We start from the raw sequence: 14,323 nt of genomic DNA, 5'->3' as shown, positions 1-14,323 counted from the left end.
CTTCGACTGAAACACCGCATTCGCGAGCAGGCTCGCTCCCACAAAAAGCTCGGCGCCCCTGATTAGAGAAAGACCATGAGCAACCTGACCGTCGTCCCCTTAAGCTACGCCCTCGGCGCACACATCAGCGGCGTCGACATCAGCCAACCGCTGAACCTGGAACAGCGCGACGCCATCGAGCAGGCGCTGCTCAAACATCAAGTGTTGTTCTTCCGCGATCAGCCGATCACACCCCAGCAACAGGCGCGTTTCGCTGCCAATTTCGGCGACCTGCACATTCACCCGATCTACCCGAATGTGCCGGAACAGCCCGAAGTGCTAATCCTCGACACCGCCGTCACCGACGTGCGCGACAACGCGATCTGGCACACCGACGTGACCTTCCTGCCGACCCCGGCCATGGGCGCGGTGCTCAGCGCCAAGCTGCTGCCGGAGTTTGGGGGCGACACGTTGTGGGCCAGTGGTATTGCGGCGTATGAAGCGTTGTCCGCGCCGATGAAGTCCTTGCTCGAAGGGCTGACTGCGACCCACGATTTCACTCGTTCGTTCCCACTGGAGCGCTATGGCAACACACCTGAAGCATTGGCTCAGTGGGAAGAAGCGCGCAGGAAAAACCCGCCGCTGTCGCACCCGGTCATTCGCACACACCCGGTGAGCGGACGCCGGTCGTTGTTCGTCAATGAAGGCTTCACGTCGAAGATCAATGAACTGTCGGAAACCGAAAGCGAGGTGATTCTGAAGTTTCTGTTTGCCCACGCGACACGGCCGGAATTTACCATTCGCTGGCGTTGGCAGAAGGACGACGTGGCGTTTTGGGATAACCGCGTGACACAGCATTACGCCGTGGATGATTACCGGCCAGCGCGGCGGGTGATGCAGCGGGCGACGGTGTTGGGGGATGTGCCGTTTTTTCGGTGAGTTTCTGACATATCCACTGCCTGTACTGGCCCCATCGCGAGCAGGCTCGCTCTCACAGTTGAAATGCAATCCAATGTGGGAGCGAGCCTGCTCGCGATGGCGGCGGAACAGTCGCCGGAAGATCCGGCACCGAACACTTACTCCGCCGTCGAAGGCTTCTCCCAAAGATTAACCCCGCCCTCCTGGGCAAACCGGTCAATCTCTGCCAATTCCTCCGAGCTAAAGCTCAGATTCTTCAACGCCCCGACGTTCTCGATAATCTGCTCGGGCCGGCTCGCACCGATCAGCGCCGACGTCACACGCGGATCGCGTAACGTCCACGACAATGCCAGCTGCGCCAGGCTCTGACCGCGACGCTTGGCGATCTCATTCAGTGCACGCACATGAGCGATGTTGGCTTCGGACAGGTGCGCCGCCTGCAACGAACCACCCCCCGGACGATTGACCCGCGCGTCCGCCGGCACACCGTTGAGGTACTTGTCGGTCAACAACCCCTGAGCCAGCGGCGTAAACGCAATCACGCCCGTACCGAGTTCGTCCGTCGTATCCAGCAGGTCTTTTTCCACCCATCGATTGAGCAGGTTGTAAGCCGGTTGGTGAATCAGCAACGGGACTTTCCACTCTTTCAGCAGTGCGGCCATTTCACGGGTTTTAACGCCCGAGTATGAGGAGATACCGATGTACAACGCCTTGCCCTGTTGCACGGCGGTGGCCAGTGCGCTGGCAGTTTCTTCCAGCGGCGTATCCGGGTCGAAGCGGTGGGAATAGAAGATGTCCACGTAGTCCAGGCCCAGGCGCTGCAAGCTCTGATCAAGGCTGGCCAGCACGTATTTGCGCGAACCGCCACCCTGACCATAAGGGCCGGCCCACATGTCCCAACCGGCCTTGCTCGAGATAATCAGCTCGTCGCGATACTGCTTGAAGTCTTCACGCAGCAAACGACCGAAGTTGATCTCGGCGCTGCCGTACGGCGGGCCGTAGTTGTTGGCCAGGTCGAAATGGTTGATGCCAAGATCAAACGCGGTACGCAGCAACGAACGCTGGGTGTCGATCGGCGTGCTGTCGCCGAAGTTGTGCCACAGGCCCAGAGACAGTGCCGGCAGCACCAGCCCGCTGCGACCCACGCGGCGGTAAGGGATGGAGTCGTAGCGGTTTTCGGCAGCGGTGTAGGTCATCGAATCCTCTCTTGTCTGTCTTGAAGTTGGTATCGACTGCTTCGCAAGTTGCCCAGCATACGCCCAGACAAACGCCGATGAACCTCGGACTCGAGAAAATGCTGAAACGTTTCACATATTTCATCTTTGCCGCCAGTTGATCGTTCTCACGCTCTGTGGAACCGAGGCTACTGTGCCCCCGCAAACACTTCCCCCAGCCAATCCATGAACACCCGAACCCGTGGCGACATGTGTCGGTTGTGCGGATACAACACCGAAACCGGCATCGGCGGTGGTGGCGTATCGATCAGGACTTCCTGCACCAAGCCCTGGGAAATCTGCGTTTCCATTCGGTAATGCGGGCACTGGATCAGGCCCAGCCCGGCAATCGCCGACGCCGCATAAATTTCCGCGCCGAAAACTGAAAGCGCGCCATCGATAGCCACTTCCTTCAGCTCGCCATCCACCATGAATTCGAACGGAAACAACTTGGCAGTCGTTCGCGAGACGTAGTTCACGGCACGATGATGTTTCAGGTCGTCGAGGCTTTTCGGTTCGCCGTATTTGCGCAGGTACGCGGGGCTGGCGCAGGTGATTTGGCGCAGGTTGGCGACGCGGCGGCCGATCAGCGCGGAGTCGCCCAAGGTGCCGGCGCGCAGCACGCAGTCGACGCCTTCAGCGATTAGATCGACAAAACGATCCGCCTCACTGATGGACAACTCGATATCCGGGTAGCGCGCCATGAATTGCGGCAACGCAGGGATGACAAAGTGCTTGGCTAACGTGCCGTGCAAGTCCACGCGCAATCGCCCCTTCGGCGCCACGCTGCGAAACGCCAGTTCAGCTTCTTCCAGTTCCGCCAGCAGCTGCACACAACGCAGGTAGTAAGCCTCGCCATCCAGCGTAGGACGCACCTTGCGAGTGCTTCGCTCCAATAAACGTGTGCCGAGCCAGGCTTCGAATTGATTCAGCGTGTGGGTCAGCGTCGCCCGCGGCAGATTCAGGTCGTCGGCAGCCAGCGTGAAGCTGCTGCGCTCGTAGATCCGCACGAAAACCTTCATCGCTTTGACTTGATCCATGCGGGTCTCCTGGCGGTCGATTGTTGGCGATTATTGAACAGTCAAGGCAACTCTCGTGCATTTATCCGCCTGAGTAAACATGTGAATCTGGCTTCACACCGAGCAAACAACTCACGACTCAAAGGAATCACCGCCATGACTACTCAAACTTCGAAAGTTGCCATCGTGACCGGCGCCTCCCGCGGCATCGGCGCGGTGATCGCCAAACACTTGGCCAACCAGGGTTTCGCCGTCGCCATCAACTACGCCAGCAGCGCCACTGAAGCCTCGGCTCTGGTTGTCGAATTGCGCCAGGCCGGCCACCAGGCCATAGCGATCAAGGCTGATGTCGCGAACGCCAACGACGTACGCCGGATGTTCGACGAGACCGAAACACAACTGGGCAAGGTCGATGTGCTGGTGAACAACGCCGGCATTCTCAAAGTCCTGCCGCTGGCGCAACACACAGATGAGCTGTTCGACCAGAACTTCAACATCCACGCTCGCGGCACGTTCAACACCCTGCGTGAAGCCGCCACTCGCCTGAACAGCGGTGGCCGGATCATCAACTTCTCCAGCAGCACCGTCGGCATGAACCTGCCGGGCTACGCGGTGTACATCGCCAGCAAAGCGGCGGTGGAATCCCTGACCCAGGTGTTCGCCAAGGAAATGCGCGGTCGCAACATCACCGTCAACGCCGTGGCGCCTGGCCCAGTCGCCACCGATCTGTTCCTGCACGGCAAGAGCGAGGAGCAGATCCAGTCCTTCGCCAAGATGGCCCCACTGGAACGTCTGGCGCAGCCAGAAGACATATCCCGCGTCGTGTCCTTCCTGGTCGGTCCGGATTCGGCGTGGGTCAACGGGCAAGTCCTGCGCGTCAACGGCGGGCTAGTTTAACTATGCTCACTTGACATCGCAGCGCCCCTATCGCGAGCAGGCTCGCTCCCACAGGATTGCGACGACCTTGTGGGAGCGAGCCTGCTCGCGAAGGCGGCCCCAAAAGCAACACACATTCGAAGGGCGGAACACACCATGCACACCACCATCATCATCACCTTCGGCCTGATCCTGCTGGCGCTGATGTTGTTCATCGGCGAAAAAATCGGCTTCAGCCAACAGACACTGACCTACAGCTTCGTGGTCCTGTGGCTGGCGCTGACAATGATCAATGGTGCCGTTGGTGTGGTCACGGCCGGCCAGTCACTGAGTTCGGAACTGATGATCGGCACGATGGTGTTCAGTGTGCCGGTGGCGGCGCTGGTACTGTTCAAGGTGTTGAGCGCCGAGACCTGAAAAGGGCCTGGCGCCATCGGTTCTCGATCAACGCACCAAATGCAAAAACTGCAGGTGCCGCTCGTACTGATCCAGGATGTCGTTGATGATCTGCTCCTTGGTGTAACCCACCAGATCGTAGTCCTGGCTGCCCTCGCTCAAATGCACTTCGGCCCGGTAGTAACGACGGTTGTTGAGTTCCTTGGAACCCATGCCACCACGGGCGAAGGACGGCGTGAAGTAGCCACGCATCTGCACTTGATAGATAAACGGATGCTCCTCGCCGTGACCGATTTCCAGGCTGACGTTATCGTTGGCCGGGTCCGGCTGAGTGACCACGTTCAAGCCCTTCTCGACGAACACCGCCGAGACTTCTTCAATCGCCGGGCGCACCGTCGTATCAAGGAAACGATAGACCTCATCGCGTGACGGGAAATGCACCGCCTGACTCAGGCGCTGACGCCAGCCGCCACGCCGCGATCCGGATACCGGTGCCAGGGAATGCAGTTGCGCGATCTGCTTCTGCGACTCCAGGTAGAACGCCTTGTGCAGCCCCCACATCATCAGCAGCAAGATCAGCGAAAACGGCAACGAGGTCAGCACCACTGCTGATTTCAGCGCATCGATGCTGCCGGAGAACAGCAGCGCGCTGGTCACCAGCGCCGTCATCGCGCCCCAGAACACCCGCAGCCATTTCGGCCCGTCTTCATCGGGATTGCCGCCCTTGGCGGACAGTGTCGACAGCACCACGGTGCCGGAGTCCGCAGACGTCACGAAGAACACGAAGCTGATGAACACCGTGACCGCGATGACGGTTTTGCTCCACGGGTAGGTTTCCAGCAGCAGATAGAGGGTCATCGACGGGTTATCGATGGCCGACATGCCGAGGGCGCTCATGCCGTGGTTGAGGACTTGATCGATGGCGCTGTTGCCGAAAATCGACATCCACGCGAGGGTGAAGCCGAGTGGAATCAACAGCACGCCGAACACGAATTCGCGGATGGTCCGGCCACGGGAAATCCGTGCGATGAACAGGCCCACGAACGGCGACCATGCAATCCACCAGGCCCAGTAGAACACCGTCCAACCGCCCAGCCAGTCACTGGGTTTGTCGTAGGCGTACAGGTCGAAACTCTTCATCGGCAAGGCGCCGAGGTAGTCACCGATGTTCTGGATCAAGGTGTTGAGCAAATGCTGAGTCGGGCCGGCGAACAACACAAACAGCAGCAGCGCGCAGGCCAGCAGCATGTTGATGTCGGACATCACGCGCACACCTTTATCGACGCCAGCCACCGCCACGATGATCGCCGCGCCCATCATCAGCGTGATCAGGCCGACCTGAATCCACTGCGTGTGAGCGATGCCGAACAGGTAGTCCAGACCCGAGTTGAGGTGCAACACGCCAAAGCCCATGTCGGCGCCGAGGCCGAACACCGTGGCGATGATGCCGAAGCCGTCCACTGCGTAACCGATCGGGCCGTTGATGCGTTTGCCGATCAGCGGATAGAGCGCCGAACGCAGGGCCAGCGGCAGGTTATGTCGATAAGCGAAGTAGGCCAGTGCCATGCCGACGAAGGCGAACACGCCCCAGCCGTGCAGGCCCCAGTGCAGGAACAGAATCTGCATCGCCTGACGCGCCGCATCCGCCGTGCCGGCCTCGCCTTGCGGGGGTTGCGCCAAATGGGTCAGTGGTTCGGACACGCAAAAGAAAAACAGCGTGATGCTGATCCCGGCGGCGAAGAGCATGCCGGCCCAGGACAGGTAACTGAATTCGGGCTCGTCGTGGTCGGCACCGAGCTTGATCTTGCCGTAGCCGGACAAGGCGGTGACCACCACGAAGACCAGATACAGCGTCATCGCGAGCATGTAATACCAACCGACCGTGTTGGCCGCCCAGTTTTGCGCTTTCAGAAGCCAGGCGCCGGCCTGTTCAGGCATGGCGATGACGACAATGCCAAACAGCAGGATGAAGGTCGCCGCGAAGTAAAACACCGGCGGATTCATGCGGACCTGGCCGCTTGGAGGGAGGGACGATGCACTCATGAAACGCGCACCTCAAGGGGGTGAAACAGGGCAATCAATAACGGACTCGGCAAAAGCAAGCCTCCTGTTGTGAGCGGGCAGCAAACCGACGGTTTAACTTGAATGAGCGTTCAAGTTAAACATGAATAGGGTGCTAAGGACTAATCGCAAGGCTCGGCGGCACTGTTCGTACGCCAGCTAAAGGATGGGTATGACGCGGGGTTTGGGGGATTTTGTAGGAGCTGTCGAGTGAAACGAGGCTGCGATCTTTTGACTTTGGTTTTTAGGGTGCTTTGAAAAGATCGCAGCCTCGTTTCACTCGACAGCTCCTACAGCCAGCGAAGACTGTTTATCTGTCACCAAAAAGCCGGGGACTTACTTCTGCGTCCCGTCATCATGCTGCAGATTCGCCTGAGTCAGGTTGCTCCCCGCCGGCACGCTGCGGGTCAGCCAGACATTGCCGCCAATGGTCGAGCCCTTGCCGATGGTGATCCGGCCCAGGATCGTCGCACCGGCATAGATCACCACGTCATCCTCGACAATCGGATGTCGCGGCTGCCCCTTCTGCAACTGACCGTCTTCATCCGCCGGGAAGCGTTTGGCACCCAACGTCACGGCCTGATAAATCCGCACGCGCTCACCAATAATTGCCGTCTCGCCGATCACCACACCCGTCCCGTGATCGATGAAGAAGCTGCGACCAATCTGCGCGCCAGGGTGAATGTCGATGCCGGTGGCCGAGTGCGCGATTTCCGCGCTGATCCGTGCCAGCAGCGGCAATCCGGCGCGGTACAAGTGATGGGCCAGGCGATGGTGAATCACCGCCAGAATCCCCGGATAGCACAACAACACTTCATCGACGCTGCGAGCCGCCGGATCGCCGTGATAGGCCGCCAGCACGTCGGTGTCGAGCAAACTGCGCAGCCCCGGCAATGCGAGGGCGAAGTCCTGAATGATCTGAATCGTTTTGGCCTCGACTTCAGTGTCGGCCTGAGCACTGTGGCGAGCGGCGTAGCGTAATTCGAGTCGCGCCTGAGCCAGCAACGCGTTCAACGCAACGTCCAGCGTGTGGCCAACGTAGAAGTCTTCACTCTCCTCGCGCAAATCCACCGGCCCCAGGCGCATCGGGAACAATGCGCCACAGAAGGCTTCGAGAATCTCTGCCATGGCCGCACGGGAAGGCAACTCGCGACCGCCCTGTTCGGTGCTGGCGCGGCCATTTTGTAAGCGCCACTGGTCACGCGCCGTGCGCAGTTGGCTGACGATGGTCTGCAGTTGCCAATGACTGGAACGCTCGCTCACGGTAAAAACTCCTCACGGGCGGCCGGACTGTCTGGCCGCGTTAACCGCGATTACTTTACGGCATGGTCTGGAAGCCGAATTAAGAACCGATTGTGCTGTACTCAGCACTTTTGGGCATAAGGCGATTGGCAGTTGCCCCGCTAAATAGGCGTGCCTATAGTCCTGTCATCTCCCTCCGCCAGTACGGACCCCATGATCAAACAACAGCTTGCCCGCTTTAACCGTCTAGACCTGCTCGGTCATCCTACTTCCCTGGAAAAACTCGAACGCCTATCGACCTGGCTGGGCCGCGATGTGTACGTCAAGCGTGATGACCTGACGCCGCTGGCGATGGGCGGCAACAAGCTGCGCAAGCTCGAATACCTGGCGGCCGATGCACTGGCACAAGGCGCCGACACCTTGATTACCGCTGGCGCGCTTCAGTCCAACCACGTGCGCCAGACTGCTGCCATTGCAGCCAAGCTTGGCCTGGGCTGCGTAGCCCTGCTGGAAAACCCCTTGGGCACTGACGACGCTAACTATGTCGGCAACGGCAATCGGCTGTTGCTGGACCTGTTCGACGCCAAGGTCGAGTTGGTGGAAAACCTCGACAACGCCGACGAACAACTGCAAGCCCTGTCCGATCGTCTGCGCAACAACGGCAAAAAGCCGTATCTGGTGCCGATTGGTGGCTCGAATGCATTAGGCGCTTTGGGTTATGTGCGCGCCGGGCTGGAATTGGCCGAGCAGATCAAGGACACCGGGCTGACATTCGCCGCCGTGGTTCTGGCCTCGGGCAGTGCCGGGACCCATAGCGGTCTGGCGTTGGCGTTGAGTGAAGCACTGCCGGATTTGCCAGTGATTGGTGTCACGGTTTCTCGCAGCGACGAAGACCAGCGCCCGAAAGTCCAAGGCCTCGCCGAACGCACTGCCGAGCTGCTGGGCGTGAACCTGCCAGCGAGTTTCAAGGTCGAGTTGTGGGACGAGTATTTCGGCCCGCGCTACGGTGAACCGAATGCCGGGACGTTGGCAGCCGTGAAGCTGGTGGCGAGTCAGGAAGGTTTGCTGTTGGACCCGGTTTACACCGGCAAGGCCATGGCGGGTTTGCTCGATGGCATCGGCCGCCAGCGCTTCAATGACGGCCCGATCATCTTCCTGCACACCGGTGGGGCACCGGCGTTGTTTGCCTATACCAGTTTTTTGTAAGGATCGAAGATCAAAAGATCGCAGCCTGCGGCAGCTCCTACATTGATCGGCGTTAACCCGGAGTTTGCGCCGAGCATGATCCATGTAGGAGCTGCCGCAGGCTGCGATCTTTTCGAAGGCAACTTATATTCTAAAAAAGAATAACAAAATTGATATTAATTATTTTCCAATCTAAAAGCGCCATCATATAGTCACGCCGCAGGCGAATTTGCAGCGAGACGCATACGCTGCTTTAGGGCAGGATATTGCAGTCGTTCAAATCCCGAATTTGCCAACATTCCTAAAAGCGTCTTCATAAGAAAACACAGGGGCTTGTCATGAATTTTTCCGCACTACGACGAAATCTGCTGGTAGGTTCGCTGGGCCTGGCGCTGAGCGCCGGTCTGCTGGGGCAAGCGGTTGCCGGTGAGCAGCTGCAAAAAATCAAAGACGCTGGCGTGATCAACGTTGGCCTGGAAGGCACTTACCCACCGTTCAGTTTCGTCGACGCTGACGGCAAGCTGGCTGGCTTCGAAGTCGAGTTTTCCGAAGCCCTGGCCAAAGAGCTGGGCGTGAAGGTCAAACTGCAGCCGACCAAATGGGACGGCATCCTCGCAGCACTGGAATCCAAGCGTCTGGACGCGGTGATCAACCAGGTGACCATCTCGGAAGAGCGCAAGAAGAAGTACGACTTCTCGGAGCCGTACACCGTTTCCGGGATTCAGGCGCTGGTTCTGACCAAGAACAAAGACACCATCAAGACCGCCGCCGATCTGGACGGCAAGAAAGTCGGTGTAGGCCTGGGCACCAACTACGAACAATGGCTCAAGGACAATCAGCCTAAAGCCATTATCAAGACCTATGACGATGATCCGACCAAGTTCCAGGATCTGCGTGTCGGCCGAATCGACGCCATTCTGATCGACCGCCTCGCCGCGCTGGAATACGCCAAGAAAGCCAAGGACACTGTCGCCGCCGGCGAAGCGTTCTCCCGTCAGGAAGCCGGTATTGCCCTGCGCAAAGGCGAGCCTGAATTGCTGGCCGCCGTGAACAAGGCCATCGACAAGCTGCGCGCCGACGGCACGCTGAAAAAGCTTTCGGAAAAATACTTCAGCGCTGACGTCACCAAATAATGGAAGAAGCTTTCCAACTCGCACTGGACTCCCTGCCCTTCCTGCTCAAGGGGGCCTACTACACGGTCATCTTGAGCCTGGGCGGGATGTTCTTCGGCCTCATGCTGGGCTTCGGCCTGGCACTGATGCGCCTGTCGCGCTTCAAGCTGGTGAGCTGGATCGCCCGCATCTACGTGTCGTTCTTTCGCGGAACGCCGTTGCTGGTGCAACTGTTCGTGATCTATTACGGCTTGCCGCAATTGGGCATGGAACTCGATCCGCTACCGGCGGCCCTGATCGGCTTCTCGCTGAACATGGCCGCTTACGCCTGTGAAATCCTGCGTTCCGCGATCAGCTCCATTGAGCGCGGTCAGTGGGAAGCTGCCGCCAGCATCGGCATGACCCGTGCGCAGACCCTGCGCCGGGCCATCATCCCGCAAGCGATGCGCACCGCATTGCCGCCGCTGGGCAACAGCTTCATTTCGCTGGTCAAGGACACCGCGCTGGCCGCCACCATCCAGGTGCCGGAGCTGTTCCGCCAGGCGCAGCTGATTACCGCGCGCACCTTCGAAGTGTTCACCATGTACCTTGCCGCCGCGCTGATCTACTGGGTTCTGGCCACGGTGCTGTCGCACCTGCAGAACAAGTTGGAAGAGCGGGTCAATCGGCACGACCAGGAGTCCTGACCCAATGATTGTCGTGGAAAAACTGACAAAGCAGTTCAAGGGTCAAGTCGTGCTCAACGGCATCGATCTGCAAGTGAAGGAAGGCGAGGTGGTGGCGATCATCGGGCCTAGCGGCTCGGGTAAAACCACGTTCCTGCGTTGCCTGAATTTCCTGGAAGAACCCACCAGCGGCCGGATCAAGGTCGGTGACATCGAGATCGATGGCAGCCGTCCGCTGAACCAGCAGCAAGGCCTGGTGCGACGTTTGCGCCAGCACGTGGGCTTCGTGTTCCAGAACTTCAACCTGTTCCCTCATCGCACCGCCCTGGAAAACGTTATCGAAGGCCCGATCATCGTAAAGAAGATCCCGCACGCCGAAGCCGTTGCCCTGGGTAAAAAGCTGATGGCCAGGGTTGGTCTGGCGGGCAAGGAAGACGCTTACCCGCGACGCCTGTCCGGTGGTCAGCAACAGCGTGTGGCGATTGCCCGCGCGCTGGCGATGGAGCCGGAAGTGATTCTGTTCGACGAACCCACCTCAGCCCTCGACCCGGAGCTGGTGGGTGAAGTGCTGGCGACCATCCGCAGCCTCGCCGAAGAGCGACGCACCATGGTCATCGTCACCCACGAAATGGGCTTTGCCCGGGACGTGGCGAACCGCGTGGTGTTTTTCGACAAAGGTGTGATCGTCGAACAAGGCGAAGCCAAGGCGCTGTTTGCCAATCCGAAAGAAGAGCGGACGAAACAGTTCCTCAGCAAGTTCCTGAATAACGCGCACAACTGAAACATCGCGTCACTACTTGTTAACTTCCATGGATGGAAGTGACAACCCCCTACTAGCAGAACCTCTCGATACGTTCTCTGCGCTTATTCATCCACCCAAATAATAGTTAATTTTTTATAGCTGCGTGCGGTACATATATATGTCCTGCAACAGAATAACCTCGCCTAAAATTCGCCAAACCCAGCACCCTCACCGAGCCGATCCTCGCCATCAACAACGCACTAAAAGCCCATAAACCAAGGCCAAGTTCGACAGAGCGGCGCCGCTTATTAACTTCCATGCGTAGGATTTTTCTGAATAACACTAGATCCCATACTTAACTAGCCAACTCTATTGACACCTATTCAAGCGCACTCTTATCTAGTCTCCAACAGGCGTTGAACCTCACGCTCATTCATTATTTAACCTCACAAATAGTGAATGACTTTGTTGCTCGGTAATTCACGTCTTTCGAACTTTCAGAAACGGACTTTCGCTGCAAGGCTTCAAGGAGAAACCCATGACAAGCACTTCGAACAAACCCGAACTTGCGGCCCCGACCCTGGCGCAATCTCACAAGACCCGCATCAACATCACCTCGGCGGCGCACCTGCTGATCGATGTGGCGCCCTATTCCGGCATGGACGAAGGCGACCTGATCGAATTGTTCTGGGACAACTGCTACGTGGCCTCCAGAGTGCTGACGGCCGACGATGTCGGCCAACCGGTCCAACTGCGTGTGCCCCAGAGCTTCATCGCTAATGGCATCTCGCGCGTTCACTACCGGATCATGCAGATCGGGCAAGGGCCAACCCTGTCCGCCGCCAAACGGGTGCAGATCAAACTCGACTGCCCCGGCGGCCAACCGTCTGCGCTGTGCGGCGATGAAAACCAGAGTCTGGAGCCCGTGAACATCCCCGAGACCATTCGCCGTCAGGGGGTCAATCCGAACCAGATCAAGCGCGGTGTCCCGCTGACCATCGAGCCCTACCTGAACATGGCCACCGACGACGAAATCACCCTGCGCTGGGGCGATGTGCGCATGGATCTGCCACGACTCAAGGCCGGCGATGTGGGCCAGCCGATCCAGGTCTGGGTGCCGCCGGCGATCATTCTCGAAGCCGGCGAAGACCTGCGGCTGGAAGTGACTTACTGCATCCTCGACCGGGTGGGTAACAACTCCCGCTGGGCACCACCGCGCAGGCTGAAGATCGGTTGCGCCAATCCCTATTTGAAGGCCCGGCCGAAGGAGCTACTCATGGCCGCCGAACCCCGCAAACGCTGAGATCCCTTGTAGCAGCTGGCGAAGCCTGCGTTCGGCTGCGCAGCAGTCGTAAATCCTGAGTCCGCGATTAACCTGAATGACCGCGGTGCCTGATTTTGCGACTGCTACGCAGCCGAACGCAGGCTTCGCCAGCTGCTACAAGGTTGTGTGAGACCCTTCTATGCATATTCCTAAAAGTTAGTTTATTAATTTTTTATACACGCTTAGGGTATATACACCGGACCACCGGACATTCTTGTTTTCGTTCGTCGCAGCCCTCGCGACGTTTCCATGAGATGTGAGGTAGGTATGGTCCGGAACACAATCACCCCAGTGCAGATCGCCAGGGCATTGCGTGCAGCCAAGGAGCGGCACTGATGTCCAGTCTGGCAGATGCAATCGTCCAGAGTGATCTGGACATCGCCCCCCTGTTGTTGCCCGCGCAGGTCTTGCGCAACGACGCACAAGCCATCAAAGCTGCCCATGAGCTGGCGCAAGTCGCTCGCCTGCATGCGGCTAAACGCGACCAGCTGCGCAAGCTGCCGTGGTCGGAAATCGAACAGTTCACCCGCAGTGGTTTGGGCAGCATTGCTATCCCGCGTGAGTACGGTGGCCCGCAGGTTTCATACGTCACCCTTGCTGAGGTATTCGCGATCATTTCCGCGGCCGACCCGGCATTGGGACAGATCCCGCAGAACCAGTTCGGCATTCTCAATCTGGTGCTCGGTAGCGCCACCGAATCGCAAAAAAAACAGCTGTTCAAAAGCGTGCTCGACGGCTGGCGGATCGGTAACGCGGGACCTGAACGCGGCACCAAAAACACCCTTGAACTCAAGGCGCGAATCACCGCCAACGGCGACGGCTTCGTCCTCAACGGGCAGAAGTTCTATTCCACCGGCGCCCTGTTCGCCCACTGGGTCGCCGTCAAGGCGCTGAACGACGACGGCAAGCAAGTACTGGCCTTCGTGCGCCGCGGTACACCGGGCCTGCGCATCGTGGATGACTGGTCGGGCTTCGGCCAACGCACCACCGCCAGCGGCACCCTTTTGCTCAACAACGTGCAGGTCGACGCCGAGCTGGTGGTGGATAACTGGAAGATCAATGACAGCCCGAACATTCAGGGTGCCGTGTCGCAGCTGATTCAAGCAGCCATTGACGCCGGCATCGCCCGGGGCGCCATCGACGACGCCATCGCGTTCGTGAAAACCCGCGCACGGCCGTGGATCGACGCCAAGGTCGAACGGGCCAGCGACGACCTTTATGTGATCGCCGACATCGGCAAGCTAAAGATTGAGCTGCACGCCGCCGAAGCGCTGCTGCGCAAGGCCGGGCAAGTGCTCGATCAAGTCAATGCCGCGCCGCTCACCGCCGAGTCTGCCGCCCGCGCTTCGATTGCCGTGGCCGAAGCCAAAGTGCTGACCACCGAGATCTCGCTGCTGGCCAGCGAAAAGCTTTTCGAACTGGCCGGCAGCCGCGCCACCCTCGCCGAATTCAACCTCGACCGCCACTGGCGCAACGCTCGCGTGCACACGCTGCACGACCCGGTGCGCTGGAAATATCACGCCGTCGGCACCTATCACCTGAACGGCACGCTGCCCGCTCGGCATTCCTGGATTTAACGACCAGAACACT

13 protein-coding genes are annotated in these 14,323 nt (G+C 59.0%); 9 read left to right on the top strand and 4 right to left on the bottom strand.

Annotated features, from left to right (window positions below; translation table 11 throughout):
• Positions 1 to 75: 75 nt before the first annotated feature.
• Positions 76 to 918: a taurine dioxygenase gene (gene tauD, locus ACYZTW_RS02055; protein ID WP_462003541.1), complete on the top strand. Its 843-nt coding sequence runs from the start codon at positions 76 to 78 to the stop codon at positions 916 to 918.
• 137 nt (positions 919 to 1,055) lie between these two features.
• On the opposite strand, the gene mgrA is transcribed toward tauD, so the two are convergent.
• Together mgrA and ACYZTW_RS02045 are read right to left on the bottom strand one after the other, a co-directional pair.
• Positions 1,056 to 2,093, bottom strand: coding sequence for an L-glyceraldehyde 3-phosphate reductase (gene mgrA / locus ACYZTW_RS02050; RefSeq protein WP_462003540.1), 1,038 nt, complete (start codon positions 2,091 to 2,093; stop codon positions 1,056 to 1,058).
• Positions 2,094 to 2,260: 167 nt separating this feature from the next.
• Positions 2,261 to 3,151, bottom strand: coding sequence for a LysR family transcriptional regulator (locus ACYZTW_RS02045; protein ID WP_462003539.1), 891 nt, complete (start codon positions 3,149 to 3,151; stop codon positions 2,261 to 2,263).
• A gap of 135 nt (positions 3,152 to 3,286) precedes the next feature.
• Between ACYZTW_RS02045 and ACYZTW_RS02040 the strand changes: the two genes are divergently transcribed.
• A complete protein-coding gene (locus ACYZTW_RS02040; protein WP_462003538.1) occupies positions 3,287 to 4,027 on the top strand; it encodes an SDR family oxidoreductase in 741 nt (246 codons plus the stop codon).
• Positions 4,028 to 4,162: 135 nt separating this feature from the next.
• On the top strand, positions 4,163 to 4,423 hold the full coding sequence (locus ACYZTW_RS02035; RefSeq protein ID WP_462003537.1) for a hypothetical protein: 261 nt from the start codon (positions 4,163 to 4,165) through the stop codon (positions 4,421 to 4,423).
• 27 nt (positions 4,424 to 4,450) lie between these two features.
• On the opposite strand, the gene betT is transcribed toward ACYZTW_RS02035, so the two are convergent.
• Positions 4,451 to 6,406 carry a choline transporter BetT gene (gene betT / locus ACYZTW_RS02030; RefSeq protein ID WP_462005687.1) on the bottom strand — a complete coding sequence of 652 codons (1,956 nt, stop codon included), beginning with the start codon at positions 6,404 to 6,406 and terminating at the stop codon, positions 4,451 to 4,453.
• Positions 6,407 to 6,799: 393 nt separating this feature from the next.
• Positions 6,800 to 7,726, bottom strand: coding sequence for a serine O-acetyltransferase EpsC (gene epsC / locus ACYZTW_RS02025; protein ID WP_462003536.1), 927 nt, complete (start codon positions 7,724 to 7,726; stop codon positions 6,800 to 6,802).
• A gap of 192 nt (positions 7,727 to 7,918) precedes the next feature.
• Between epsC and ACYZTW_RS02020 the strand changes: the two genes are divergently transcribed.
• The 6 genes from ACYZTW_RS02020 to ACYZTW_RS01995 all read left to right on the top strand — a co-directional run bounded on the left by ACYZTW_RS02020 (position 7,919) and on the right by ACYZTW_RS01995 (position 14,310).
• On the top strand, positions 7,919 to 8,911 hold the full coding sequence (locus ACYZTW_RS02020; RefSeq protein ID WP_462003535.1) for a D-cysteine desulfhydrase: 993 nt from the start codon (positions 7,919 to 7,921) through the stop codon (positions 8,909 to 8,911).
• A 317-nt stretch (positions 8,912 to 9,228) separates the two neighbouring features.
• Positions 9,229 to 10,023: a cystine ABC transporter substrate-binding protein gene (tcyJ, locus tag ACYZTW_RS02015; protein WP_462003534.1), complete on the top strand. Its 795-nt coding sequence runs from the start codon at positions 9,229 to 9,231 to the stop codon at positions 10,021 to 10,023.
• Complete coding sequence (tcyL, locus tag ACYZTW_RS02010) at positions 10,023 to 10,688, top strand: cystine ABC transporter permease (RefSeq protein ID WP_128873853.1); 666 nt, start codon at positions 10,023 to 10,025, stop codon at positions 10,686 to 10,688. Before tcyJ ends, tcyL begins: the two co-directional genes overlap by 1 nt.
• Positions 10,689 to 10,692: 4 nt before the next feature.
• Positions 10,693 to 11,448, top strand: a complete 756-nt coding sequence (gene tcyN, locus ACYZTW_RS02005; protein WP_462003533.1) for an L-cystine ABC transporter ATP-binding protein TcyN — start codon at positions 10,693 to 10,695, stop codon at positions 11,446 to 11,448.
• Positions 11,449 to 11,947: 499 nt separating this feature from the next.
• Positions 11,948 to 12,712, top strand: coding sequence for a hypothetical protein (locus ACYZTW_RS02000; protein ID WP_462003532.1), 765 nt, complete (start codon positions 11,948 to 11,950; stop codon positions 12,710 to 12,712).
• A 356-nt stretch (positions 12,713 to 13,068) separates the two neighbouring features.
• Entirely contained in the window at positions 13,069 to 14,310 is a 1,242-nt protein-coding gene (locus tag ACYZTW_RS01995; RefSeq protein ID WP_462003531.1) for an SfnB family sulfur acquisition oxidoreductase, read from the top strand.
• Positions 14,311 to 14,323 lie beyond the last annotated feature (13 nt).

This window comes from Pseudomonas sp. LB3P25 (assembly GCF_054897985.1).
This window is presented reverse-complemented; position numbering and strand designations above follow the sequence as displayed.